The 24,589-nt window shown below is 61.0% G+C and carries 20 protein-coding genes; 12 read left to right on the plus strand and 8 right to left on the minus strand.

Features of this window, described 5'->3' with window-relative positions:
• Positions 1 to 18 precede the first annotated feature (18 nt).
• Genes F4U94_RS02130 through F4U94_RS02135 form a run of 3 tightly spaced genes read right to left on the minus strand, consistent with a single transcriptional unit; the run spans position 19 to position 3,135 of the window.
• Positions 19 to 552, minus strand: a complete 534-nt coding sequence (locus F4U94_RS02130) for a GAF domain-containing protein (protein ID WP_120252981.1) — start codon at positions 550 to 552, stop codon at positions 19 to 21.
• Positions 552 to 695, minus strand: a complete 144-nt coding sequence (locus F4U94_RS24255) for a hypothetical protein (protein WP_170271891.1) — start codon at positions 693 to 695, stop codon at positions 552 to 554. Before F4U94_RS24255 ends, F4U94_RS02130 begins: the two co-directional genes overlap by 1 nt.
• A gap of 7 nt (positions 696 to 702) precedes the next feature.
• Positions 703 to 3,135: a membrane-bound PQQ-dependent dehydrogenase, glucose/quinate/shikimate family gene (locus tag F4U94_RS02135; protein ID WP_120252980.1), complete on the minus strand. Its 2,433-nt coding sequence runs from the start codon at positions 3,133 to 3,135 to the stop codon at positions 703 to 705.
• 233 nt (positions 3,136 to 3,368) lie between these two features.
• On the opposite strand from F4U94_RS02135, the gene F4U94_RS02140 reads away from it, so the two are divergent.
• From F4U94_RS02140 to mtnA, 5 genes are read left to right on the plus strand one after another with little or no spacing between them, the layout of a single operon-like run.
• Positions 3,369 to 4,022, plus strand: a complete 654-nt coding sequence (locus F4U94_RS02140; protein ID WP_120252979.1) for a methylthioribulose 1-phosphate dehydratase — start codon at positions 3,369 to 3,371, stop codon at positions 4,020 to 4,022.
• Positions 4,019 to 4,570, plus strand: coding sequence for a 1,2-dihydroxy-3-keto-5-methylthiopentene dioxygenase (locus F4U94_RS02145; protein ID WP_120252978.1), 552 nt, complete (start codon positions 4,019 to 4,021; stop codon positions 4,568 to 4,570). Before F4U94_RS02140 ends, F4U94_RS02145 begins: the two co-directional genes overlap by 4 nt.
• Positions 4,567 to 5,253: an acireductone synthase gene (gene mtnC, locus F4U94_RS02150; protein ID WP_120252977.1), complete on the plus strand. Its 687-nt coding sequence runs from the start codon at positions 4,567 to 4,569 to the stop codon at positions 5,251 to 5,253. The genes F4U94_RS02145 and mtnC overlap by 4 nt, the downstream gene beginning before the upstream one ends.
• Positions 5,250 to 6,491, plus strand: coding sequence for an S-methyl-5-thioribose kinase (gene mtnK, locus F4U94_RS02155; protein WP_120252976.1), 1,242 nt, complete (start codon positions 5,250 to 5,252; stop codon positions 6,489 to 6,491). The genes mtnC and mtnK overlap by 4 nt, the downstream gene beginning before the upstream one ends.
• The gene (gene mtnA, locus F4U94_RS02160; RefSeq protein WP_120252975.1) at positions 6,488 to 7,555 is read left to right on the plus strand and encodes an S-methyl-5-thioribose-1-phosphate isomerase; all 1,068 of its coding nucleotides are present in this window, start codon (positions 6,488 to 6,490) and stop codon (positions 7,553 to 7,555) included. The genes mtnK and mtnA overlap by 4 nt, the downstream gene beginning before the upstream one ends.
• A 14-nt stretch (positions 7,556 to 7,569) precedes the next feature.
• On the opposite strand, the gene F4U94_RS24260 is transcribed toward mtnA, so the two are convergent.
• Positions 7,570 to 7,743: a hypothetical protein gene (locus F4U94_RS24260; RefSeq protein WP_170271892.1), complete on the minus strand. Its 174-nt coding sequence runs from the start codon at positions 7,741 to 7,743 to the stop codon at positions 7,570 to 7,572.
• A 425-nt stretch (positions 7,744 to 8,168) separates the two neighbouring features.
• Between F4U94_RS24260 and pncB the strand changes: the two genes are divergently transcribed.
• The 3 genes from pncB (at position 8,169) to F4U94_RS02175 (ending at position 10,785) form a co-directional block, all read left to right on the plus strand.
• Positions 8,169 to 9,473, plus strand: coding sequence for a nicotinate phosphoribosyltransferase (gene pncB / locus F4U94_RS02165; RefSeq protein ID WP_120252974.1), 1,305 nt, complete (start codon positions 8,169 to 8,171; stop codon positions 9,471 to 9,473).
• 88 nt (positions 9,474 to 9,561) lie between these two features.
• Positions 9,562 to 10,155: a hypothetical protein gene (locus F4U94_RS02170; protein WP_232016215.1), complete on the plus strand. Its 594-nt coding sequence runs from the start codon at positions 9,562 to 9,564 to the stop codon at positions 10,153 to 10,155.
• Positions 10,156 to 10,785 (plus strand): glutathione S-transferase, encoded by a 630-nt coding sequence (locus F4U94_RS02175; protein WP_269462545.1) that lies wholly within the window; start codon positions 10,156 to 10,158, stop codon positions 10,783 to 10,785. It abuts the gene before it with no gap.
• A gap of 71 nt (positions 10,786 to 10,856) precedes the next feature.
• On the opposite strand, the gene F4U94_RS02180 is transcribed toward F4U94_RS02175, so the two are convergent.
• The 3 genes from F4U94_RS02180 to F4U94_RS02190 form a co-directional block, all read right to left on the minus strand.
• On the minus strand, positions 10,857 to 12,884 hold the full coding sequence (locus F4U94_RS02180; protein ID WP_211363290.1) for a right-handed parallel beta-helix repeat-containing protein: 2,028 nt from the start codon (positions 12,882 to 12,884) through the stop codon (positions 10,857 to 10,859).
• A 110-nt stretch (positions 12,885 to 12,994) separates the two neighbouring features.
• The gene (locus tag F4U94_RS02185) at positions 12,995 to 14,446 is read right to left on the minus strand and encodes a DUF1593 domain-containing protein (protein ID WP_120252972.1); all 1,452 of its coding nucleotides are present in this window, start codon (positions 14,444 to 14,446) and stop codon (positions 12,995 to 12,997) included.
• Positions 14,447 to 14,517: 71 nt separating this feature from the next.
• Positions 14,518 to 17,427 carry a TonB-dependent receptor plug domain-containing protein gene (locus F4U94_RS02190; RefSeq protein WP_249042016.1) on the minus strand — a complete coding sequence of 970 codons (2,910 nt, stop codon included), beginning with the start codon at positions 17,425 to 17,427 and terminating at the stop codon, positions 14,518 to 14,520.
• Positions 17,428 to 17,753: 326 nt separating this feature from the next.
• Here F4U94_RS02190 and F4U94_RS02195 point away from each other — a divergent pair, with 326 nt between their 5' ends.
• Positions 17,754 to 19,007 (plus strand): MFS transporter, encoded by a 1,254-nt coding sequence (locus F4U94_RS02195; protein WP_172598870.1) that lies wholly within the window; start codon positions 17,754 to 17,756, stop codon positions 19,005 to 19,007.
• Positions 19,004 to 20,638: a glycoside hydrolase family 43 protein gene (locus tag F4U94_RS02200; RefSeq protein ID WP_120252970.1), complete on the plus strand. Its 1,635-nt coding sequence runs from the start codon at positions 19,004 to 19,006 to the stop codon at positions 20,636 to 20,638. Before F4U94_RS02195 ends, F4U94_RS02200 begins: the two co-directional genes overlap by 4 nt.
• On the opposite strand, the gene F4U94_RS02205 is transcribed toward F4U94_RS02200, so the two are convergent.
• A complete protein-coding gene (locus F4U94_RS02205; RefSeq protein ID WP_120252969.1) occupies positions 20,599 to 21,645 on the minus strand; it encodes a LacI family DNA-binding transcriptional regulator in 1,047 nt (348 codons plus the stop codon). The two genes, F4U94_RS02200 and F4U94_RS02205, sit on opposite strands and share 40 nt — an antisense overlap.
• Positions 21,646 to 21,829: 184 nt before the next feature.
• Here F4U94_RS02205 and F4U94_RS02210 point away from each other — a divergent pair, with 184 nt between their 5' ends.
• Positions 21,830 to 22,816: a glycoside hydrolase family 43 protein gene (locus tag F4U94_RS02210; RefSeq protein ID WP_120252968.1), complete on the plus strand. Its 987-nt coding sequence runs from the start codon at positions 21,830 to 21,832 to the stop codon at positions 22,814 to 22,816.
• A 99-nt stretch (positions 22,817 to 22,915) separates the two neighbouring features.
• Positions 22,916 to 24,586: a glycoside hydrolase family 43 protein gene (locus F4U94_RS02215; protein ID WP_120252967.1), complete on the plus strand. Its 1,671-nt coding sequence runs from the start codon at positions 22,916 to 22,918 to the stop codon at positions 24,584 to 24,586.
• The last annotated feature ends 3 nt before the right edge of the window (positions 24,587 to 24,589 follow it).

The raw sequence follows: 24,589 nt of genomic DNA on the forward strand, positions 1-24,589 counted from the left end.
CGGTGACGTACGCATGCATTAGCGCTCCATACGTCTCGAAAGCCGTTCATTTTCGAGCGCGACGGACGCCGCCCGGGCCAGCGCTTCGAGAAGCGCTATTTCATTGTCCGTCGGCTGCCCCGTTTCCGACCAATAGGCGCCGATCGCCGCGATAGGTTCGGCCTGACCGATCGGAACCATCAACATGGAGCGCACGAAAGTGGTGCTATAGGCGTCGATGGGGACACGCTGATCGTCGAAAATATCATCGATCACCGCCGTCCGTCGATGTTCCATCGCCCATCCCGACACACAATGGGCCGCCGGGAAATATTGTCCCTCCCATAAAGGCTCCATCGCATCTTCGGCGACATAGTGGCATTGGTCACCGTCCCGCAGGACGACCGCGATGCCATCTGCTCCCACCGCGCGTCGGGCGAAAGCGCGCAATACGCTGACGACCGCATCCAGCGATCTGGCCCCGGCCAGTGCTTCTATCGCTTCGGCCGCGCTGCTCCATCGTGCCGCCAGCGCCTTATCCTTGGAATAATCCCCGGAAAATGTGTCACCCATCAACAAGCTTCCTGTCGTTCCTGGGTATTGGCTACCATCAAATCGGCAAAGGAAGAAGCGTCCATGCCTGTCTGTGCTTTGGAGCGCTCTTCGCCTTGTCCATGATGTGAAGGCCAGCGCTGCAAAAATGCAGCGCTGGCCATGCCGCTGTCAGCCCTTGTCCGGCAAGGCCCAGGCGATCACCTGGTCACCGATCGGTGTCTTCATGAAATGATGGCCGCCGGTCATCAGCACCACATATTCGCGCCCATTTTGTTCATAGACCATCGGCGTTGCCTGTCCGCCCGCCGGCAGCGCCTGCTGCCACAGGATCTTGCCGGTCTTGAGGTCGATGGCCTTGAACAGATCATCCGTCGCCGCCGCGATGAAGATGATGCCGCCGGCCGTAACTACGGCGCCGCCATTATTGGGCGTACCGATGGTCAGCGGCAGATAGCTCGGGATACCGAAGGGACCATTTTTGCGCGCCGATCCAAAGGGGCGGTCCCACAGCGTCTTGCCGGTGGCGATGTCGATCGCGCGGATGCCACCATAGGGCGGCTGTTTGCACAACATGCCGGTAAAGGGCATCTGCCAGCCGGCATTGACGTCGATCGCATAGGGCGTTTCTGCCTGCGGGTCGCCCGCGCCTTCGGCATGGGGCCTGTCGCTGCGGCTGGCATTGCCGCCTTTTTCGGTTTTCAGCGATGCCTGAGCCATCGCCGCCTTCTGCTCGCGTGTGTACCAGCCCTTCCGGTTCGCATCGGCACGGGGCACGAGGCGGACATAATTGGGCATGTCGTTATAATTGGCAACGATGACGCCGCGCGCTGGATCGACCGCGACACTGCCCCAGTCGGTCCCGCCATTATATCCGGGATATTCGATCGAATGACGATCGCTTTCGGGCGGCGTGAAAAAGCCCTTGTAGCTCGCCCGGCGGAAGTTGATGCGACAGATCATCTGGTCGATGGGCGACATGCCCCACATGTCGGATTCGGTGAGGGGCGGTTTGCGCAGGGTCTGCCAGAGCGAGACGATTTGTGTGGGCGAGCGCTGCTCCGGCTCGACGCCGCCGCCGGGCACGCGGATCGTGCCGATCGGGGTGAGCGGACGACCGGTCGCGCGGTCCAGCACATACATGTCGCCCTGTTTGGAGGAAACGAGCAGGGCGGCCTTCCCCTTATAGTCGATCAGGGTCGGCTGGCTGCCGAAATCATAGTCCCATACGTCGTTCTTGACCGCCTGGAATTTCCAGCGCGGCTTTCCGGTCGTCACGTCCAGCGCGACGATGGAGGTGCCGAAGCTGTTTTCCACCGGCGACCGCATGCTGCTCCAATAATCGACCGTGCTGTTGCCCATGGGCAGGTAGACAAGGCCCAGCTTCTCGTCGCCGCTGGCGATCGTCCACATATTGGGGGTGCCGCGCGACCATTGTTGCCCGGCGGGCGGATAGCCATTCCAGTCCGGGTGCATCATGTCCCAGGCGAAGCGCAACTTGCCGGTAACGGCGTCGAAACCCTGGATGACGCCCGAAGGCTCCCAGCGCTGTTGTCCATCAAGCGTCTGGTGCCCCGTCACGGCTATGCCCCGAATGATAACCGGTGGCGAATTGATCGAGACGAGGCCGGGGAAGACCTTGCCCATGCCCACCTTCGCATCGACCTGACCATTGGTGCCGAAATCGCTGCACGGGCGCCCGGTTTCCGCATCGACGGCAATCAGGCGCGCGTCCAGCGTCCCTTCGATCAGGCGACGGGCGCAGAGCGTTCCAGCTGTGGCATTGGGAACCGCATAATAGCTGACCCCTCGACACGCAGCCGTATAGGGAATCCACTCATCCTTCACCTTGGGATCGAAGCGCCATTTTTCCTTGCCGTTGGTGGCATCGAGCGCGATCATCACATTCTTGGCCGAGCAAAGGTAGAGCATGTTGCCGACCTTGAGCGGCGTGGTTTCCGCGCCATATTGCGCAGCGGCCGCCGATGTACGGGGCATGTCGCCAGTGTGCGTGAGCCAGACCTGCTGCAATTGCGCGACATTAGCCGCGTTGATCTGAGTCAGCGGCGAATAGCGGCGGGCGGCACCCGTGCCGCCATAAGCGGGCCAGTCGGTGCCGGTCGCCATACCCGATGGATCGACCATGCCCAGCGCATTGGGCGCCGGCAGGGCCGCGACCACGCTTTCCCTGCTGCCGAGGAAAGTAAATAGAAGAGCAGTCGCGACGACGACCGCGCCGACGCCCAGCGTCGCGTTGCGCCACCTTCGGGGTGCCCGGGTCAAAGTGGGCATGACAAGGAGCGTGACGATCAGCAGGACAATCGGCGCGAAGATGCGCGGGACCAATGCCCAGGCCAGGTTGGTCTGAGCGTCCATGAAGGCCCAAAGCACGGTGGCGGCCACGATCGCGATATAAAGCCACGCCCCCGTCATGCGGCCGCGGGCCAGCAGATAGCCCGACCCCATCATGGCAAGGCCGGCGAGCAGATAATAGAGCGAACCGCCCAGCGTCGCCAGCCATACCCCGCCGATGGCAAGGACAAGGCCTATCAACCCGACGACTATCCCCAAGATGAGCGCGGACCAACTCCGTCTGCCTGTCATATCCACCGTCCTTGCTGCGCCGCAGGCCGCGCGTTCACGGCCTGCGGAAATGATGTTTTCCCAGCGAACGGAAGCCGCCAGACTTGTTTCTGTTCCGTTGCAAATTTGTAATGTTCCACGCAGGCGGTGTGGAACGCATCGATTGGCGCAACCCCACTCTGCTTGAGAAATTCTCATCAGCACCCGGCGCCGCCGTCGCCAAACCGACATATGACGTTATTAATGCTGACGGGATGTACAGACCGGCGGCGCACGATATCTCTCCCCATGTCACGCAGCTGGCGGACATGCTGATCGCAATCGGCCGGCGGATCGACGCACGCGGCCATGCGCCGGCGACCGGCGGGAATTATTCGGTCCGGCTGGACGATGGCAGTATCGCCATCACCATATCGGGATCGCACAAGGGCCGGTTGACACGCGACGATATCATGCGCGTCTCCGCTGCTGGTGACGCGCTCGACGGGAAGAAGCCGTCGGCAGAAACGCTGCTCCACTGCCTGATCTACGCGATAGATCCGGGCGCAGGCGCGGTTCTGCATACGCACAGCATCGCCGGAACGGTGCTGAGCCGCGCGCTGGCCGGTCTGGATCATATCGGGCTGGAAGGTTATGAACTGCTCAAAATCTTTCCCGGCATCGACACGCATGCGACGCGGGTCGAGTTGCCTCTGGTCGACAATAGCCAGGATATGCCCGCGCTGGCGGATCAGTTGCGGCCTTTGCTGACGGCCCAATCCCCCCTGCTTCCCGCTTTCTATATTCGCGGGCATGGCCTTTATACCCGGGGGCCAACCGCGGAGGCCGCCGAACATAGGGTGGAGGCATGCGAATTCCTGCTGTGTTGCGCATGGGAAGAATGTAAACTGGCGGGAGCGACGCGATGACCAGCCTGTCCCGCTATGCCGACACCGCGCCCTATCATCATCTGGGCGACAGCAGCGATCTCAATGAGATACGCAGCGCGCTGGCGTCCACGGGCGTCGTTCTGGAGCGATGGACGGCTGATGCGATACTGGCGCCGGATGCCAGCGACGCCGATATACTCTCTGCCTATGCCGGTGATATCGGCCAGCTCAAGGATATTGGCGGGTATCGCAGCTGCGACGTCATCCGGCTGACCCCGGACCATCCCGATCGCACGATGCTGCGGACCAAATTCCTGGCCGAACATGTGCATGACGATGACGAAGTCCGCTTCTTCGTCGAGGGTGCGGGCCTGTTCTACATCCGTCATGACGCTGTGGTGCATGCCTTGCTGTGCACCGCGGGCGACCTCATCATATTGCCGGCCGATACCGTTCACTGGTTCGACACAGGTGCGCAGCCGCATTTTACCGCCATCCGCCTGTTCACGACGCCCGAAGGCTGGATCGCCCGGTTCACGGGCGATCCCATCGCGCAGGCCATTCCACTTTACGAGCCGCAGCCATGATCCCCCGCGCCATCATAACCGATATAGAGGGGACGACATCCAGCCTGTCCTTCGTGCATGATGTGCTGTTCCCCTATTCGCGCGCCCGCATCGCCGACCATGTCCGCGATCATGCCGACAGGCTCGGGCCGTTATTGGCCGATGTACGCACGGAAGCAGGCGATGCTGGCCTGGATGTCGACGCCTGCATCATCCAGTTGATCGCCTGGCAGGATGCGGATCGCAAGATCGGCCCGCTCAAGACGTTGCAGGGCATGATCTGGGCAGAGGGCTTTGCCGATGGCAGTTTGCAGGGCCATGTCTATCCCGACGCCGTCGCCGGTCTGCGCCGATGGAATGCGCGCCGCATATCGCTTTACGTTTATTCTTCCGGCTCGGTAGCCGCGCAGAAGCTGCTGTTCGGCCATAGCGTGGCGGGCGATCTGACGCCGCTCTTTTCGGGGTATTTCGACACGGCGATCGGTGGAAAGAAGGACGCTGCATCCTATCGTGCCATTGCCGATGCGATCGACCTGCCGCCGGCCGATATCCTGTTCCTGTCCGATGTGGAGGCGGAACTGGCAGCTGCGCAGAGCGCCGGCCTTGCCGTGACGCTGCTGGTCCGCGACGCACCCTTGCCCGATGGCGCCTATCGAGCCGTGGGGGATTTCGACAGCATCTTGCCTGAAAGCCTGTTTGCATGACCTATCATATGCTGACGGAAGCGACCGCGGCCGGCCATCTCGGCACGATCGCCGCCATTTGCGATCGGCTTGGCGGCACGCCCGCCGATTGGGTGGTTCAGGAAGTGGGCGACGGCAATCTCAACCTCGTCTTTCTCGTCACCGGGCCGGATGGCGGCGTCGCGGTCAAGCAGGCCCTGCCCTACGTCCGCATGGTCGGGGAAAGCTGGCCCCTACCCTTGTCACGAGCCTATTATGAGCGACTGGCGCTGGCCGATCAGGCGCGATGCGCGCCACATCGCGTACCTGCGCTCGTGCATCATGACGACGCCATGGCGCTTACGGCCATGGACTATCTGGTGCCCCATCGCACGCTGCGCGGCGCGCTGGTCGAAGGATTGCGCTATCCGCGTCTGGCCGAGCATCTGGCCGAATTTCTGGCCGACACGCTATTCTTCACGTCCGATCTTGCCGTGCCTGTGGCACAGAAGAAGGCGCGGATCGCCGCCTATCTGGGCAACACAGCCATGTGCCGGATCAGCGAGGATCTGATCTTCGACGAGCCCTTTTTCGACGCCCCGATGAACTGGCATACGCCAGGTCTGGAGGATGTGGTCAGCCGCTTCCAGGCCGACACACCGCTGCGCCTTGCCGTGCAGGAGATGAAGGCGCGCTTCCTGGCTGCGCCCGAGGCCCTGCTCCATGGCGACCTGCACACCGGATCGGTGATGGTCACGCAGGATGACAGCAAGGTGATCGATCCGGAATTCGCCTTTTACGGTCCGATCGGTTTCGACGTGGGAATGATCATCGCCAATCTGTGGCTGGCGGCATTTGCGCAAGCGGGGTTGCGGCCCGATATGCCCCATGACGGCTGGCTGGTCGAACAGGCCGACGCTTTATGGCAGGATTTTGCCGAACGGTTTGCAGATCATTGGCGCAATCTCGACCTGGCAGATGAAGCCGGTGCACTTCATGCCCTGGCCCGTCAGGATGATGTCTTGCGAGAGGCGGCGATTTCCGCCCGCCTCTATGCCATCTGGCGCGATATGCTGGGCTTTGCCGGGTGCGAGATCATCCGGCGGATATTGGGCCTGGCCCATGTCGCCGATTTCGAGAGTATCGCCGACGTGAACACGCGCGCAAAATGCGAGCGGCAGGCCCTATCATTCGGCCGCGCCCTCCTTCTGGAACGCGATCGCTTTCCGGACATGGCAGCCATCCGCCCCATCATCGCTTCCGAACCGGTTCCGGCATGAAGATCGACGGACGCGACAGCCGCTCTGTCTGGATCGAGCCGGATGGTTGGAGCGTGGGCATATTCGACCAGCGGCGGCTGCCCTGGGCGATCGAACGGCTGGTTCTGCGCACTGTCGAAGATGCCGCCGTCGCGATCGCCGACATGGCGACGCGCGGCGCGCCCCTGATCGGCGCAGTGGCCGCCTATGGGCTGGCGCTCGGACTACGCGCCGATCCCGGCGATAGCGCGCTGGAGCAGGCCTATGCCCGTCTGCTGCGGACACGGCCCACCGCCGTCAACCTGCGCTGGGCGCTGGATCGGATGCGCCGGCGGGTCGCACCCGTCGCCCCAGATAAGCGGGCTGCGGCAGCCTATGCCCAAGCCGCAATCATCTGCGACGAGGATGTGGCGATGAACCACGCCATCGGTCAGGCCGGCCTGCCACTCATAGAAGCGATCGCCGCGCGAAAGGGCGGCGCGCCGGTCAACATCCTGACCCACTGCAACGCGGGCTGGCTGGCGACGGTCGCCTGGGGCACGGCAACAGCGCCGCTCTATCTGGCCCAGCAGGCCGGCATCGCCATCCATGTGTGGGTGGACGAGACGCGCCCGCGCAATCAGGGGGCGCTCACCGCGCTGGAACTGACGCAGCATGGGGTGCCGCATAGCTATATCGTCGACAATGCAGGCGGCCTGCTGATGCAGCGGGGCGAAGTGGACATGGTTATCGTGGGCACAGACCGGGTGACCGCCAATGGCGACGTCTGCAACAAGATCGGCACCTATCTGAAGGCGTTGGCCGCCCGCGCCCACGATGTCCCGTTTTTCATCGCCTTGCCGGACGGCACCTATGACCCGGCAACAGCCACCGGCGCCGACGTCGAGATCGAGGACCGCGCCGGCGACGAGGTTGCGTTCATGACCGGCGCAGATGCTGAAGGCGGTCCAGTCACCGTGGCCCTGACACGATCGGCCACCATCAATCCAGCCTTCGACATCACGCCGGCGTCGCTCGTCACCGCCTATATTACGGCAAAAGGCGTAGTGAGCGATGCCGGAGAATTGGCTGACCTGTCCGGTTGAACGAAGCAGGTCTTTCAAGGCAAAGTCTTGCGCAGCACGACCTCGTCCAGCGGCTTGCCCGTCGCAGTGAGGGCGCGATAGATCAGGCTGTCATGGCTGAGGTCGATCAGCTGATAGGCCTGCGTCCGCGCAGCCGATCTCGCCCCGCTGCTGCAAGGCGATGAGGCCGGTCGGTGTTTCCTGCGCAACCTCCTCGGCCAGGCCACTCTGTCCGGTATGCCCACATATATAGCGGACCAACGTCGTCCGAACGGCCGTCCAGTCCCGATCATCGTCGGATGGCGATATGCGACGGATCGGAAACAAGAATGGACAATCCTGAAAGAGAAAAGTCCGCGCGCCCAATGCGCGCAGGTTACGATACGAAAACGAAACGAACCGCACCTTCCTACGATTGCGCTCGTTGCAATCGCGATCGCCTGGTTCGCATTTGCGCCGAAGCGGTCCTGGTGCGAAACGGATCTCGCCTTTCAGGCATCCTCTCCTAAAAACTTTCAAGGCTGGTCGGTCCCGATCAGCCTTTCTTTTTGCTTGTGGCATATTGGCGAAGCGAACCTGACAAGCGCCCTCGCCGTCCCTATGTTCGGCGCATCACAGGCTGGACAGGCTCTCCATGGTTTTCACCGACATAGCGACGCGGACACATAATCATAATTGGCGGCTCGATCCGATCGTGCGCAGTTTGCTCGATACGGATTTCTACAAGCTGCTGATGCTCCAGATGATCCGGCATCTCTATCCGGACGTGGAAGCGACCTTTGCCCTGATCAACCGCACGACATCCGTACGGCTGGCCGATGTCATCGAAGAAAGCGAGTTGCGCGCTCAACTCGACCAGGCCCGGTCGTTACGCTTCGGGAAAAAGGAGCTGATCTGGCTGGCTGGCAACAGCTTCTACGGCAAGGCGCAGATGTTCAGCCCCGATTTCATCGACTGGCTGGCCGATTTCCGCCTGCCCGACTATGAATTGCACAAGAGCGACGGCCAATATGAGCTGCGCTTTCATGGCCCCTGGACGCACACGACGATGTGGGAAATTCCTGCTCTCACGATCGTCAACGAATTGCGCTCCCGCGCGGCGATGAAGGGCCGGGGCCGCTTCGAATTGGATGTCCTCTATGCCAGGGCCAAGGCGAAACTCTGGAGCAAGGTGGAGCGTCTGGCCCAGTTGCCCGACATCGTCATTTCGGACTTCGGCACCCGCCGTCGGCATGGGTTCCTCTGGCAGCGCTGGTGCGTAGAGGCGTTGAAGGAAGGGTTGGGCAGCCGCTTTATCGGTTCTTCCAACATCCTGCTGGCCATGGATGCGGACCTGGAAGCGATAGGTACCAATGCGCACGAATTGCCCATGGTGCTGGCAGCGCTGGCCGATGGAGACAAAGCGCTGGCCGCCGCGCCCTATCGCGTCCTGGCCGACTGGCAGGATCATTATGGCGGCAATCTGCGCATCGCCTTGCCAGACGCTTTTGGTACCGCGGCCTTTTTGAGGAACGCGCCCGATTGGCTGGCGGACTGGACCGGCTTTCGCCCGGATAGTGCGCCGCCGATCGAGGGCGGCGAACAGATCATCCGCTGGTGGCGGGAAAAGGGGCGTGATCCGCGCGATAAATTGCTGATCTTTTCCGATGGCATGGATGTGGACAGCATCGAGGCCACCTACCGCCATTTTCACGGCCGGGTGCGGATGAGTTTCGGTTGGGGCACCAACCTGACCAATGATTTTCGCAGCTGTGCACCTTTTGCGACCGACGGGCTGGATCCCATATCGCTGGTCTGCAAGGTGGTCGAGGCGAATGGGCGGCCAGCCGTCAAACTGTCCGACAATCCTGCCAAGGCCACAGGCGAGCCTGATGAGATCGCGCGATATCTGAGGGTTTTTGGCGATGCCGGGCGACGGGCGATGGATGTGCGGGTCTAGGGCGTCTTCTTCCTTCGTCCTTCCATCTTGGCTACGAGCACCGGCTCGACTAAGGGCCTGTCCTGCCTTCCCCCATGAATTGAGACTGATGATGCGCGCCTTATCCGACCTTGTCCAATTGGGCCGCCTTGTCGCTGCGACACATGGATGGCCGGCGGCCAGGACTTTCAAGGCCTATGACTGGAGCGAACAAGACCGTGCCGGGATCGCCAGTGGCGCCGCCGACATTCTCAAACTGTTCCCGGCGACGGCAGGGCAGGAACAGTCGCTCAGCGCGACCCTCGCCTTCCAGCTTCAGCGCCGCTTGGACGCGCCGGTGCATCTTGTGGCGGGCACGTTGCGCGTAGAGGGCATGGCGGTGCGGCAGGACCGATTGCCGTCCGATGGCACAAGCCCATTTGCCGCCGACGCGCCGGCATGGCGGGGCCATCTGTGGATCATGGTTGGGCCGCATGTCGTCGACGCCGCGATCTTCCGACTGGCGAATGCTGCCGACAGTAACCCCGTACTGGCGCGCCATGTCCATGGCATGTTCGGTTCCGACAAGGGGCTTTATGCCGATCATTGGCGGCAGGCGAGACGGGTCGGCCTGGATTATGATCCCCTATATGTGTTGAGCGAAGAAGATATGAGCCACCTGCTGAATGCGGCCTATCGTCTGATCAAGGATGGCGCAGCCTAGGTGCTGCCGATCCTCTACAGCTTTCGCCGCTGCCCCTATGCGATGCGAGCAAGGCTGGCGTTGGCGGCAAGCGCTACGACCGTCGAACTGCGCGAGGTCAAGCTGTCGGCCAAGCCCGATGCCATGCTCGCTTTGTCGCCCAAAGCTACCGTTCCCGTGCTTCTGATGCCCGACGGCACGGTCATCGAAGAGAGTATCGACATCATGCGTAGGACATTGGCGCGAAACGATCCGGAAGGCTGGCTCGACCGCGACGATCCGGACTTGATCGCCATCAATGACGGCCGGTTCAAACATGACCTAGATCGCTATAAATATCCGGAGCGTCATGGATCGAACAGCGATGCCCATCGTGCCAGCGGACTGACATTCCTCCTTTTGCTGGAGGAGAGGCTGGCCAATGCCCCCCATTTGTGCGGTGACAAGCGCGGTCTAGCTGATGCCGCCATCATTCCGTTCGTACGGCAATTTGCGTCGGTCGATCAACATTGGTTCGTGGCGCAGCCGCTCGACCGGGTCAGACATTGGTTGTCGACCTATCTGGCTTCGACGCTTTTCGACGCGATCATGGTCCGGCTGCCACCCTGGTCACCGTTGGATCAACCTAAAGCGGTCGATTGGCTACGCTGATCGCTCAGCCAGGTTGCGCGTAACAGACCACGACCCGCCCGAACCGGTATCGGCGCCGGGACATGCCGTCCTCACGGACGGCGCGACGCGGCCTGCTCAACGCCGCTCGCGTCGATTATGCGCTGGGCTTCAATCGGCCAGTCTTTGCCGGTCACCAGGACATTGTCCGCCGCCCGGTTGTTGAGATAATCGCTCCATTCGTCGTTGAGCTTGCCCCCATTATACCAGTTGCCCGTCGCGACATTATCCAGCGCGGTGCGCTTGGGCGCGATATGGGACTGCGTGTTGAGGTTCAGCCATACGCCCCCGATGCGATCCAGGACGTTGTTCCGCACGGTGACATAGCGCGAACCTTCATCAAGATAGTTGGCGATACCGCCAGAGCCCGCTACATCATAGACGTAGTTTTCCGCGATCAGAGCGCCCGGATCAGCCGACAGATGATAGATGGCGCCGCCATCGGGGAACCATTGCTTCACCCGCCCCACCCGATTGCCCTTTACGACCGTGTCGCGCAGGGTGGTAGGCGTGTCATAGACGATGTTGCCGGGCTGATCATAATATCCCCGCTGTTTTCGCCAATATTCGGCGCTACCGCCCGGATCATTGGCACCCCAGCCCCACCCCACATCTATGCCGTCATAAGGTGTGTCGGAAACATCGTTGTTCATGATGATCGTGCCGGACGCATAGGTCACGAGAATGGCCGATTGTTCTTTATAGTCGTGCGACACGCTCTTGATGCGATTGTTGCGGATGATGATATCGCGCAAACCCATCTCAGGACGTGAGGGGTGATGGGCATCAGGCTGGATTCCACCCGCCATGATCGCTCCCCCGGCCAGATCGACAAATTCGCTGTTCGTCACCTCGATCGCCGAACTACCCAGGCCGATGCCGCTATCGTTGGCGTCAGGGTTATTGCCGATGCCCAACGCGATCTGCCCCAGCTGAGAAAATCGATCTTCGTCAAACAGGATGCGCCGCGCCGCTGCAACCTGTACGGCGGCTGGCTGTTGGCTCCACCGATTGCGCATCCGTTCGAACGACCAGCATCCCCAACTGCAATCGCGAACGGGATCCGCGGGATAATCGACGAGGTCGCCGGAAAGATAGGCGCCGCTCTGTTGACTGGCATAGCCATCCGGGCCGGACGGGCGGCGCCAGCTCGTATGGCTGAAATGCAGCCGACGAAATTCCAGATCTCGAACCGGATCGTCATAGGTGCCCGCGATGGAGACAAGATGCTCCAAATGCGGCAGAATCACCTCGATCCGATTCATGTCTTCGCCCGGCAACGGCTTGTAATAAAGACGCCCGGCCTTGGGGTCGACGAACCAATGGCCCGGATCACGCAGAAACGCCAAGGCGTTCACCAAGAATAGTCGTGCAACGTCCGCCGACACCGGTCGCGCAAGCGTGTCATAGCCCACCAGATTGTTGCGCCAGCCAGGCTGCTGCATCACGATCCGGTCGCCGTCGATATGATCCACCATCGCGTGGCGATGGGTGAACCAGCTCATTCCTTCGATCTCCATTCTGCTTTGATCGGGCAATGTTGAGAGAAAGCGCCAGGCGGGGTCGCGGATCTCCAGGCCCCATGGATGAAAGGCGACGGCGGATCGGGGAATTTCCACCGACGCCCGCTGAACCAATCGCCCCGCAACGCTCAATTGCCGCGGATCCATTCCGACCGGCACTCGCGCCATCCAGATATTGCGCTGCTTGTCGACCTGGCTCCAGCCAGTCACCGGGGTGCCGCCGGACAGCATGGTGCGCAGACCGCTCGCACCTTCCCAGCGGACCGTATAGCCATTCTGCCCTCCGTCCCTGGCGTTGAAGCGCAGCGGCGCTGTCAGGCGATAGACGCCTTGGGCCAGTGACACGGTGACATCATGGTCGTGATTGAGAGCCCGCACCGCCTGCTGCGCGCGCGCAAGCGAGGCGAAGGGCCGGGCAGCCGACCCGTCTCCTTCATCCGACCCGCTTGGCGAAACATGCAGAATCAGCGGAACCGGCGCTGGGCGGTTGGGAATGACGATTTTGAAATGCTCGCCAGCGGGTCGATCGCGTGCGCCGATCTGTGGAATGTTCGGCATCGGTGGCAACTGCGCCAATGTCGGCAAGGACCAGCAGGCCAGGACCGCGCCTATACTTGCCCACCTTCCCCAGTTCATCCTCTGTATCCCGCTATCTTCTTGCTGCATCGTCATGGCTCGATCGTCACGATCACCCGCCGATATCGCGTGACAGGCGGTGTTCCCTTGTCGGTGACCGCCAGGATGAAATGCGCGTCGCGCCGCTCCTCGACCATCGGAGCGGTAAAATCGACCGTCACGATATTCGGCGCAATCCCGGATGTTATTGCCGATGTCCAGCCACCCACTTCGGGATAATGGAACCAGTAATAGCTCAGACTGTCCCCGTCAGGGTCGGTCGTGCCCAGCCCGCTCAGGAAGAAGCGCTGCCCGGCCTTTACCGTCAACCAGTCGGGGTGCGCCAGTTGAACCTTCGGCGGATGATTGGCGTCCTTATAGGCTGTGATCGACCAATCCATGCGCGCGGCAAAATCATTCTGAAAATCCGCCCGCCAGCGCCAGAGCGTAGCGCGAAAATCCTTTATCGTCCTTTCCCCGGGCATGACCGCGCGGCCGATCGCGTTGCGGGTCAACGGCGCCACGGCATCCGAGGCGTTGGTCCAGATCGGCCGGGTTTCCGGTTCGATCGGCACGCCGCCCGTAAAGCCATTGGGGTCGGTTGCCGCGGCGGCCGGCACATAGAGTTCGTATCGCCCGCCCCAACCGCCCCAGTTGGGATATTCAGGGTCGCTCAAACCATTAGGGATCAACGATAGATAAGCCGGCGTGTCGCCCTCCATCCCATAGGAGACATCGGGATAGGCCGCTCCCAACGGACCATGGCCTTGCTGGATATTGTCGCGCAACCAGTCGTTGGAGATGGTGCCATTTTCCGCACCGTCGATCCGACTATGGATAGCTGTCCACGTCCCCGCGCCATAGCCACCAGGGCTGACGATATAGAATAGCGTAGGAAAATTCCGGCGGATCCATGCGCCGCTGTCGTCCTGATCGGAAATCGTATAAACGCGCAGCCGGCTCACCAAGCGCGACACATCCTCGGCCGATCTGGTCGCGCGCAAGCTGTAAAGTGCCTGCGCCAGGCTGTTGGCGCCACCCCAGACCGACACCCAGAGCGGTCTTGGATCATCCTTCTCGATCGCTTGCACGATCAGGCGCGATCCCGCCGTGTCATGCCCTTCTCCAACCGCCGCCATGCCATAAGCCGGCTGTCCTTCACGCACCAGAGACTGCAAACGCGCAGCCGCAGGGAAGCCCGGTTCATGCAGGTTCAGATTGGGCTGTACCTTGCCATATTCATCTATGATCGGCCGAATGGAATCCGCATACACCGCCTGCTTCATATGCACGGAGGTCGTGGCGATCAGCCCTTCAAGGTCGATCTGGTTGGCGTAGAGCAACAGCCGCACGAAAGATTGCGTATCGTCCGGATCCGCTTCGATGTCGCTGAGGACGATCAGTCGCTGCTTGGCGGCCGATAGGGAAGAAGGGGGAGAGGATGCCGGCAACGCAGCCGGAAGGATGATAGCCGCAATTGCCGTGCACAAGGTCAATCCTCTCATGCAACTCTCTCCCCAGTTTTTATGATCAAGCCGGGCCGACGCACATCGCGCCGGCCCGGCATCGTTCAGCATCAGAATTTGAAGCGGACACCCGCCCGGTACATGCGCCCGATCACGTCATAGAGGTTCGGGTTGACGAAATAAGGCGACTTGGCGGGATCGCGGTCGAGCAGGTTATCGACCTTGAAGTACGCCGTGACCTGCGGCGTGATATTGTAGGTACCGCCAATATCCACATAGAAGGCGCCAGGCATGAAATTCTGATCGATCGTCGGATGATTGTTGGTCGATGCAGGGCAGCTACCCGGCTGGCAGACCACATATTGATGACCCAGCACGCCATCGCTGAACCAGCGTTCCTGCACCATCAGCGAGAATTTGTCATTCTCATAGCTCTGGATCGCCAGGAACTTCCAGTCGGGCGTGTTGCCCAGATTGGCGCCAGCCGAGTCCACCGGGATCGTACCGATCAGGCCGGAGTCCGTCACGAACTTGCTGACATGCGTCGCCAGACCGCGCAAGGTCAGGCTGCCCGGCAGGCCCAGCGGACGCTGCCACTGATAGCTGGCTTCGATGTCGAAACCGCTGGTGTCGATCGACGCCAGGTTGAACGCCTGCACGTTGATGAAGTTCGGCCCTTGCTGATTGTTCAGATTGAACGCGCTGCACGTTTCCGGCCGGACGTTCTGGAAACACAGGTTGACGATGTCGCCGGCGCCCAGGCTGGAGATGACGTCCTTGATCTTGATCTTGTAGTAATCGAACGACGCGCTGAAGCCCGGCAACCAGGATGCACCGGAAAAGGCGATGCCGGCTGTCGTGTTGCGTGCGGTTTCAGGCCGCAAATTGGCGTTGCCGATGCTATTCTGGATCGCCAGCACGTTACGGCCGGTGAACGGATCGAAGAAGTTGGGCAGCGTCGTGGTGACGGGCGCTGCGAACAGTTCCGACAGATTGGGGGCACGCACATCCTTCGACGTCACGCCACGCAAGCGGAAACCATCGACCGGCAGGTTCCATGTGCCGCCGACCTTCCAGGCCCAGATCGTGCCCGACGTGCTGTAATCGGTCACGCGCACAGCGCCGTTGATGTTGGCCTTGCCCAGTGCATCGCTGTTGATGATCGGCAGATCGGCCTCGAAAAAGGCTTCTTTCACGCCATAGGCGCCACCGCCGCTCTTGTAGTTGCCCGCATACCAGTTGTTGCCGCCCGGCAGCAGCGTAGGATCGAACGGATAGTCGGCGGTGTTGGGCGCGAAGTTGGAGCCCATGCCATAGGCGTCGGCGCGGACCTTGTAGAATTCATGCCGGTATTCGGCACCGAACGCGATCGACAGCGGGCCGGCCCACAGTTCGAGAGGCGAACCGGAAAAATTGACGCTGACCACGTCCTGCGTCTGGCGCGTCCGCTGGAACGGGCCGTTTTCAGGCATGATATAGGACAGCGCGCCGGCCGACGGATTGCCGCCGAAAATGTTGAGCGGCTGGCAACCGTTCGCCCGCGCCGTGGCGCTGGCGCAAACGATCGAGCCATTCAACGTGGTCGCGTTGATGGCGTCGTTGAAACGATTGGTCAGCAGAATGTTCGACACGTCGATGGCGGTGAAATTAACGCCATGCTCGAAATAATTGTCATAGGACCATTCGGTACCGAGCAGGTTGAACGCACCCTTGGCGCCGATGACGCCGCGATACTGGCGACGATCCGTATCCACGCGGGTGTTGCCCAGCGCGGCATTGCTCGTGCCATAGCCGAAGCTGGTGATGCCCGCCGTCGCACATGCCGTCTTGATCGATGCCGGAACGAACGGATTGGCGCACTGGATGGTCAGGCCGGGCTTGTTCATGCCGCCGACCGGGGTGTTGTGGGTCTTCACCTGGCCGAAGTTGAAGGTGAAATAAAGTTCGTCATTGTCGGCGAAATCATAACCGAGCCGAGCATAGCTATTGACCCGCTTGATCGCCGATTGAAGCGTGCGCCCCGCATCGACATTGCCCGACAGGTCGCCGCCAAGGCAGAAGCCGGGGAAACAGTTGCGCACATTGGTGGTACCGTCGCGCGCCGGCACGCCGCCCGATCCGTAGTTGAACTGGAACGGATTGCCATTCTGATCGAATGCCGTGCCCTGGAGCGGGCCGGACGTGATCAGGCCATATTTAGTATAATTATAAGCCTGGGCATAGTCGCGCAGGACGAAACGGGGCGATCCGTCGTTGACCGCACCCCGGTCGATCAGGCTGGTCTGCTTGAACCAGTCGCGGCCCCCGGCCAGGCCGATACCGAAATCGCCGCCGCCGACGCCCTTTTCATCGGCATATTCGCCGCTGACGACCAGATGCGCGCGATCATCGAGGAAGCTGGTGCCTGCCGCCAGCTGAACCAGAAACTGTTCATTGTCGCTATACCGGCTGATGCCGCCCTGGACATTGCCCTTAAAGCCCTTGAACCGGGTGTCGGTGATGAAGTTGACGACGCCGCCGACCGCGTCCGAGCCGTAGGAGGCGGATGCGCCGCCATTCACGACGTCGACGCGCTGCACGAGCAGCTGCGGAAACAGGCTGATGTCAGGCACACCGGTCACGTTCGCGCCGACGACCCGCTGTCCATCAAGCAGGGTCAGGGTACGGATGGCGCCCACGCCTCGCAGCGAGAAGGAACTCAAACCCTGCTGGCCGCTCGACGTGCTGAACGTGTTCACCGCCGTACCGCTCGACCCCTGCAGCGACGGCAGTTGCGCGATGGTGGTGAAGATGTTGGGCTGCGCATTGGCTTCGATGGCACCCGAATCGATCGCGGTCGTGGGCGTGGGCGCCGTGTAGCCGCTTGCCTTGATGCGTGAACCTGTGACGACGATATCGCTATCATTGGCTGATTGCTGGGCGCCTTGAGGCGCTGCCACGCCTGCTCTATCCTGCGCCATGGCCGGCGCGGCGATCATGCACGTCAGCAGGGCGGCCATGCTGACGGTGGCAGGCCCCATGGCGGATTTTGCGATACGAAAATTGGAATGCGACATACTGCTCTCTCCCCTAGATTTTTCTATCCCTGTCGCGGAGTAGACCTCCGAAACTGCGCATCGCCGCCGAGCATGTCAAAGACTCGACAGAAAGTTAGTTAGCGCTAACAACGCCTATTGATATCTCCCGAGATTGTTGTCAATAGTCAGACAAGACAGAGAGGATAAGGATTTCACGCTTTGAGACGGCCGACATTATTTTACACATCAGAGCAATATGCTCATGCAGATGTGAGCCGATCGTGCCAGAATGCGCTTCGTCGCAATTTTTCTGTTAACGTTATCATGTCATGGTGATGACGATTTTCCGCATGGGAAAAATAAGATGGACCATCATCGGCCTTTTCGTCGGTGCGATGGTCATCAACTATCTTTCGCGCTCCGTGCTGGGGGTTGCAGCGCCGATCATTTTGACGGAACAATCGATAAACAGCATCGAATATGGCTGGATCACGAGCGCCTTTCAGCTCGGCGTGATGCTTCAGCCGGTCGCGGGATATTTTCTCGACAGCGTCGGGCTGCGCATCGGTTTCGGCATTTGCGTCGCCGCCTGGTCGATCATCACGATGGCCCATGGGTTCGTAAACGGGTGGTTCGGATTTGCCGCGCTGCGCGGCCTGTTGGGGCTTGCCGAAGGGTCTGCGCAACCTGCCGGGCAAAAGCTGGTGGCGGAATGGTTTCCGTCCAAGGAGCGCGGCCTTGCAGGCGGCGTGTACAATATCGGCGCATCGTTCGGCGCAGTCTTTGCCCCACCTTTGGTGGCATGGGCCGTCATGATGCACAGTTGGCGCCTGGCATTCGTGATAGCGGGCGCCATCGGTCTTGGTTGGGCATTGCTCTGGCTATTCTATTATAACAGCCCGTCGCGACACCCCCGCCTGACCGATCAGGAGCGCGACTATATTGCCAGTGGGCAAGAAGCACGGCTTGCGCCGCAAGCGACCCGCGCCTCCATCATGAGCCTTCTACGCAGGCGCGACCTTTGGGGGATCGCCCTGCCCAGGATGCTTGCCGACCCTGTATGGGGCATGTTGTCGTTCTGGATGCCGCTCTATCTCGCGCGCGTTCGCGGTTTCGATCTGACCCAGATTGCCCTTTTCGCCTGGCTGCCCTTTCTTGCCGCGGACCTTGGATGTCTTTTCGGTCCGGCCGTCGTCACCTTCCTGCAACGGCGCAATGTCGATCTGATCGACGCACGCCGCTGGACGTTTACGCTGGGCGCGGCGATGATGACGGGCATGGCCTTTGTCGGTATGGCGACGAACCCCTATGTGGCGATCGCCTTGCTTTGCCTGGGCGGGTTTGCGCATCAAACGCTGTCCGTCACCGTCATCACGATGGCCTCTGACCTGTTTCCTCGCAACGTCGTGGCCACAGCGGCAGGCTTGGCCGGCCTTGCAGGCAATCTTGGCGTGCTCGTCTTCACCCTGCTCCTGGGTCAGATGGTCGATCAGGTCGGCTATGAGCCATTCTTCATCATCCTTGGCGTCCTTGACCTGCTGGGCGCCCTTCTCCTGTGGATATTGGTGCGTAAACCCGCATGAACATCATCTCAAATCCGATCCTTCCAGGCTTCAATCCCGATCCGTCCATCCTGCGGGTCGGCGATGATTTCTACATCGCTACGTCGACCTTCGAATGGTATCCCGGCGTGCAGATTCATCATAGCCGCGATCTCAAGCACTGGCGGCTCGTCGCGCGACCACTGGCGCAAGCGACGCAATTGGACATGCGTGGCGCGCCTGATTCCTGCGGCGTCTGGGCCCCCGACCTCAGCTATGCAGATGGACGCTTCTGGCTCATATTCACGGACGTCAAACGATATGGCGTGACGACCGTCAATGGCGCCAAAGGCGCGTCCTTGCGGGACTTTCCCAACTATGTCGTGCATTGCGACCAGATCGACGGCAATTGGTCGGAGGCTGTTCACCTCAACAGCAGCGGCTTCGATCCCGCCCTGTTTCACGATGACGACGGCCGAAGCTGGATGCTGAACATGCTATGGGATCATCGGCCCGGCCGGGGCCGGTTCGCGGGCATTCAGATCCAGCAATTTGATCGCACCGCTCAGGCCCTTGTCGGCGAACCCCATCTGATTTTCAAGGGAACCGATCTGGGCTTCACCGAAGGTCCGCACATCTACAAGCGGGACGGATGGTATCATCTGCTGGTCGCCGAAGGGGGGACCGGATGGGACCATGCCGTAGTCATGGCTCGCTCACGCGATTTGCTGGGGCCATATGACGTGCATCCCGATGGCCCGGTACTGACGGCGGCGGGGCGCCGTGAAGGCCCCATTACGCGCGCCGGGCATGGCGATCTGGTCGAACTGAAGGATGGATCGCCCTGGCTCGCCTATTTATGCGGCCGCCCCGTTCCGGGGAAGGAGCGCTGCATTCTGGGGCGCGAAACGGCGATACAACCGATGCGATGGCATGACGATGGGTGGCTGCGCACCTTGGACGGCGACGCGCGCCCGGTCGAAACGCCACAAGCGCCCGACCTGCCGTCCATACCCTGGCCGCAGGACGATTGGGATGGCCGTTTCGATCGGGATTTCCTGCCCTTGGAATTTCAATGGCTGCGTACTCCCTTGCCAGAACGCCTCTTCAGTCTGTCCGAACGGCCCGGCTTCCTGCGACTGTACGGGCGGGAAACCGTAGGGAGCCATTTCGAGCAGGCGCTTGTCGCCCGGCGGCTGGAACATCGACGCTTCACAGCGACAACCTGCGTCGATTTTTCGCCGCGTTGCTTCCAGCAGGCTGCGGGGCTCATTCTCTATTATAACAGCACGAAATATTATTATCTCAATATCAGCGTGGAAGGCGAAGCACGCGAATTGCAGTTGATGATTGCATCGCCGCTTCTGGCGGAAGGCGTCACGATGGAGACGGTCGGTCGACTGCCCAACGGGCCGATCGAACTGAGAGCAGATGTCGACGGCGATGTCCTGATCTTCAGCTGGCGCGCCGAAGGTGACACCAATTGGCACATCTTGCCTCAAAGGCTGGACGCAACGATCCTGTCGGACGAAGTAACGTGCCCCGGCCTCCCCAACTTCACCGGCACCTTCGTCGGCATGGCCTGCCAGGATTTGTCCGGCATGGCGATGCCCGCCGATTTCAGCTGGTTCATCTATGAAGGCGGAGAGGGTACATGCGCTCCGGTCGACTGACGTTCCACGATCCTGTGATCGAGTATGGTTTCGCGGGGAACCCGCGAGTGGCCCTTTTCCGCTGCGATTTCGGCAATCAGCAGACTCAGTGCTTCAGCGGCCAATTCGCGCACGGGCTGATGGACCGTGGTCAGCGGGGGCCACAGCGTTTGCGCCGCCGTCGTATCGTCGAAACCCGCCACGGTCAGTTCGGCCGGCACATCCAGATGGCGCCGGTGTGCCACGGACACCACGGCAGCCGCCATATCGTCATTGCTCGCGAAGATCGCAGTGGGTCGACTGGGCATCGCCAACAGATGTTCGGCGGCCGCCAGCCCGGACACATAGGTGAAGTCGCCCTGCACCACCTGAACCTCTACCCCGCCCGTTTCACGGATCGCTGCATAGAAACCGGCCATCCGTTCAGCGCTCGCGGCCTGATCGGGGTTGCCCAATATGAATCCCAGCTGCCTATGTCCCAGATCAAGGAGAAGGCGTGTCATCTGGTAGGATGCCGCGCGATCATCGATCCGCACGCAAATCTTGCCGGGGGATTGATAGGCACCGACGGCAGCCATCGCACATCTCGCGTCGCGCAAAACCCGCAGCACATCGGGCGCTTCACCCAGCGGCGGCGCCAGCAAAGCGCCGCTCAGCCCGGATGCGACCAACTCTTCGATGGCTTCCACCGCGGGCGCGCGCCCGCCTTCCCCTTTCAACAAAATCAAACGCGCGCCGCGCGACGACGCTTCTTCGAAAACCCCGGTCAGAAACTCGCTCATGAACGCGGCGTTCGCATTGGAATAGATGATGCCGATCCGCAATTCCGTCGAGTTGACCAGATTGCGCGCCGCAACATTGGGTGTGTAGGCGAGAGCCTTGATCGCCTCCTCGACAACGGCGCGCGTCTCCGCACTCACGCCCGACCGCCCGTTGATCACGCGCGATACCGTCATCGACGATACCCCGGCACGTTTCGCAACATCCACTACGGTCGCGCCACGCCCCATTTGCTGCGATCGTGCCATAAATTCCCTCACGCTCTCGAAATGCGATCAATCGACCTAAGACATGGAAGGGCATCAGCAAAGCGGCAATTGCGGGTTTTGCGTCGGCGCCTGTCGATGCTGGGTGCCGGGCACGGCAAATGATGATCTTTGACGGTCATCGCCGCATCATCCTCGACTGACTTTCATCATAAGGACCATCTTCATGCGCCGGTCGCTCCTTCCCTTTCTTCTCGCCACCATGGCGGCGCCCGCTCTGTCGCAAGACGTGGCCGGCACCAATCCCATCATCCGTGACAAGTTCACCGCAGATCCCGCGCCCATGGTGGATGGGAACCGTCTCTATCTCTACGTCGGCCATGACGAGGCCCAGCGGGACGAGATGTTCAACATGCGCGAATGGCTCGTCTATTCGACCACCGATATGAAACATTGGACCGACCATGGGCCGATCATGAACGTGTCGGATTTCAAATGGGCCAAGAAGGACGCCTGGGCATCGCAGACCATCAAGAAGAACGGTAAATACTGGTTCTATGCCGCGGTCGAGCATGACAATAGCCATCCGGGCAAGGCGATCGCGGTCGCCGTATCCGACACGCCGACCGGCCCTTTCGTCGATGCGAAGGGATCGGCGCTCATCACCAACCAGATGACGCCGAAAGGCACGCATAGCTGGGAAGATATCGACCCCACCGTCTTCACCGACGATGACGGGGTGACTTGGATCGCCTGGGGCAATCGCCAATGCTATATCGCAAAGCTGAAGCCCAACATGATCGAGATCGATGGACCCATACGGGAAATCACGCCGCCGCATTTCGAGGAGGGCCCCTGGCTCCACAAGCGGGGCAAGCTTTACTATCTGACCTATGCCTCGCTCGACCGCGCGACCCATCGCGACGAGCGTATTTCCTATGCCACGGCGACATCACTCGATGGCCCGTGGACCTATCGCGGGGAACTCACCGGATCGGGCAAATATAGCTTCACCATTCACGCCGGCATCACCGAGTTCAAGAAGCAATGGTATATATTCCTGCATAATGCCGCGCTGGCCATCGGCGATCTGAACGGCGCGATCGGACGGCGTGCAGTGACCGTCGAGCGCCTGGAATATAATCGCGACGGCACCATGAAGCCGGTCGTGCAGACGGATGCGGGCATTTCCGCCCGCAATCCGGGAAAATAGGAAAATCCCACCACTGAACATCGCAGCCAGTTCATGGTAGCGCTATCGCGAAAATATAGCCGGCGCGGCGCAGCACGGCAGTTGAAGGAGAGATACAGCATGACCCACCCGACCTTGCGCCTGTCTGCGCTCATACCATCGATACTGTCTCTTTCGCTGTTCGCCGCGCCCGCCGATGCGGCGCCTGCGCGGTTCGATCGATTTACCTATGATGGGCAGTCGGCTGAAAAGGTCGCGGTCAAGGCCGGGGAATATCGCAATCCAATCCTGACGGGCTATTACCCCGACCCGTCGGTCACGCGTGTGGGCGACGACTATTATCTCGTCAATTCATCCTTTGCCCATTATCCGGGCCTTCCGATCTTCAAATCGAAGGATCTGGTCAACTGGACGCAGATCGGCAATGCCATAGACCGGCCCGAACAACTGAACTTCAATGGCCGTCGCATTTCGCAGGCGGTATTCGCACCCGCCATCAGTTATCACGGCGGCACCTTCTACATCGTCAACACCTGCGTCGAATGTAAGGGCAATTTCGTCATCACCGCCAAAGATCCGGCCGGTCCATGGTCTAACCCCATCTGGCTACCCTTTGAGGGGATCGATCCGTCCATCTACTGGGAAGGTGACAAGGCCTATATCGTCAACAACCGCGCACCGGACGAACCGCCCCGCTATAACGGCCACCGCGCCATCTGGATTCAGGAATATGACTGGCGCGCGGGCAAGATGGTCGGCCCAAGCACGCAACTGATCAACGGCGGGGTCGATATCAGCAAGAAACCAGTCTGGATCGAAGGGCCGCATATCTTCCGCAAGGACGGCTATTATTATCTGACCGCAGCCGAAGGCGGCACGAGCGTCAACCATTCGCAGGTCGTATTGCGATCCAAGGCGTTGCGCGGGCCCTATGTCGCTTTCGAAGGCAATCCGATCCTCACCCAGCGCGATCTCGATCCCGCGCGGCCCGACATGATCGGATCGGCAGGCCATGCCCAACTTGTCGAGACGCAAAATGGCGACTGGTGGGCGACATTCCTTGCCGTGCGCCCTTATGCCGACGACTTCTACAATATCGGGCGCGAAACTTTCCTGCTGCCGGTGGAATGGAAGAATGGCTGGCCGGTCATCCTGCCGCGCGGACAGGCGATCCCCCATGCCCTCAATCTGCCCAATCTGCCGGTACAACCCAAGCCCGCTTTGCCCACCAGCGGTGATTTCGCCTATGTCGAAGAGTTTGACGGCAACGCCTTGCCGATGGAATGGATCGGTATCCGCACGCCGCAAAAGCCCTTCTATCACCTCAAGGACGGCGCGCTTGCGCTGGAAAGCGGCGCCCCTCTCGGCGACCTGAGCGGCGTTCCAGCCTTCATTGGGCGGCGGCAACAGCATGCCAACGCCATCTTTTCCACCACGCTGCGCTACAGCCCGGCCAGGGATGGCGATCGTGCCGGTCTTGCAGCCGTACAGAGCGACCGGAGCAATCTTTTCTTCGGCCTCACCCGGATCGCCGGCAAGCGGGTCGTCGCACTCTACACTCGCGATGCGGCCGATAGCGATACGCTGATCGCCTCCGCGCCCATCACCCTCAGCGCCCCTGTGACCCTTACCATTCGCGCAACCGGCGGAACCATGGCGTTCGACTATGGCGTTGGGGACAAGGTGAAGACGTTGAAGGACGGCGTCGACGCCACGCTGCTCAGCACGAAGAAGGCTGGCGGCTTCGTCGGCACGGTCGTCGGTCCCTATCACTATACTCCGGCCAACTGAGGA

Source organism: Sphingobium limneticum, assembly GCF_008710155.1.
Classification (GTDB): Bacteria; Pseudomonadota; Alphaproteobacteria; order Sphingomonadales; family Sphingomonadaceae; genus Sphingobium; species Sphingobium limneticum.

What these genes read in the sequence shown, in the direction of transcription:
- pncB (WP_120252974.1), top strand. Translation starts at nt 8,169, where the DNA reads ATGGTTTTCACCGACATAGCGACGCGGACACATAATCATAATTGGCGG.
- F4U94_RS02135 (WP_120252980.1), bottom strand. Translation starts at nt 3,135, where the DNA reads ATGACAGGCAGACGGAGTTGGTCCGCGCTCATCTTGGGGATAGTCGTC.
- F4U94_RS02130 (WP_120252981.1), bottom strand. Translation starts at nt 552, where the DNA reads ATGGGTGACACATTTTCCGGGGATTATTCCAAGGATAAGGCGCTGGCG.
- mtnA (WP_120252975.1), top strand. Translation starts at nt 6,488, where the DNA reads ATGAAGATCGACGGACGCGACAGCCGCTCTGTCTGGATCGAGCCGGAT.
- mtnK (WP_120252976.1), top strand. Translation starts at nt 5,250, where the DNA reads ATGACCTATCATATGCTGACGGAAGCGACCGCGGCCGGCCATCTCGGC.
- F4U94_RS02200 (WP_120252970.1), top strand. Translation starts at nt 19,004, where the DNA reads ATGAACATCATCTCAAATCCGATCCTTCCAGGCTTCAATCCCGATCCG.
- F4U94_RS02180 (WP_211363290.1), bottom strand. Translation starts at nt 12,884, where the DNA reads ATGCCGAACATTCCACAGATCGGCGCACGCGATCGACCCGCTGGCGAG.
- F4U94_RS02185 (WP_120252972.1), bottom strand. Translation starts at nt 14,446, where the DNA reads ATGAGAGGATTGACCTTGTGCACGGCAATTGCGGCTATCATCCTTCCG.
- mtnC (WP_120252977.1), top strand. Translation starts at nt 4,567, where the DNA reads ATGATCCCCCGCGCCATCATAACCGATATAGAGGGGACGACATCCAGC.
- F4U94_RS02195 (WP_172598870.1), top strand. Translation starts at nt 17,754, where the DNA reads ATGGTGATGACGATTTTCCGCATGGGAAAAATAAGATGGACCATCATC.
- F4U94_RS02140 (WP_120252979.1), top strand. Translation starts at nt 3,369, where the DNA reads ATGTACAGACCGGCGGCGCACGATATCTCTCCCCATGTCACGCAGCTG.
- F4U94_RS02190 (WP_249042016.1), bottom strand. Translation starts at nt 17,427, where the DNA reads ATGGGGCCTGCCACCGTCAGCATGGCCGCCCTGCTGACGTGCATGATC.
- F4U94_RS02170 (WP_232016215.1), top strand. Translation starts at nt 9,562, where the DNA reads ATGATGCGCGCCTTATCCGACCTTGTCCAATTGGGCCGCCTTGTCGCT.
- F4U94_RS02205 (WP_120252969.1), bottom strand. Translation starts at nt 21,645, where the DNA reads ATGGCACGATCGCAGCAAATGGGGCGTGGCGCGACCGTAGTGGATGTT.
- F4U94_RS02215 (WP_120252967.1), top strand. Translation starts at nt 22,916, where the DNA reads ATGACCCACCCGACCTTGCGCCTGTCTGCGCTCATACCATCGATACTG.
- F4U94_RS24255 (WP_170271891.1), bottom strand. Translation starts at nt 695, where the DNA reads ATGGCCAGCGCTGCATTTTTGCAGCGCTGGCCTTCACATCATGGACAA.
- F4U94_RS02210 (WP_120252968.1), top strand. Translation starts at nt 21,830, where the DNA reads ATGCGCCGGTCGCTCCTTCCCTTTCTTCTCGCCACCATGGCGGCGCCC.
- F4U94_RS02145 (WP_120252978.1), top strand. Translation starts at nt 4,019, where the DNA reads ATGACCAGCCTGTCCCGCTATGCCGACACCGCGCCCTATCATCATCTG.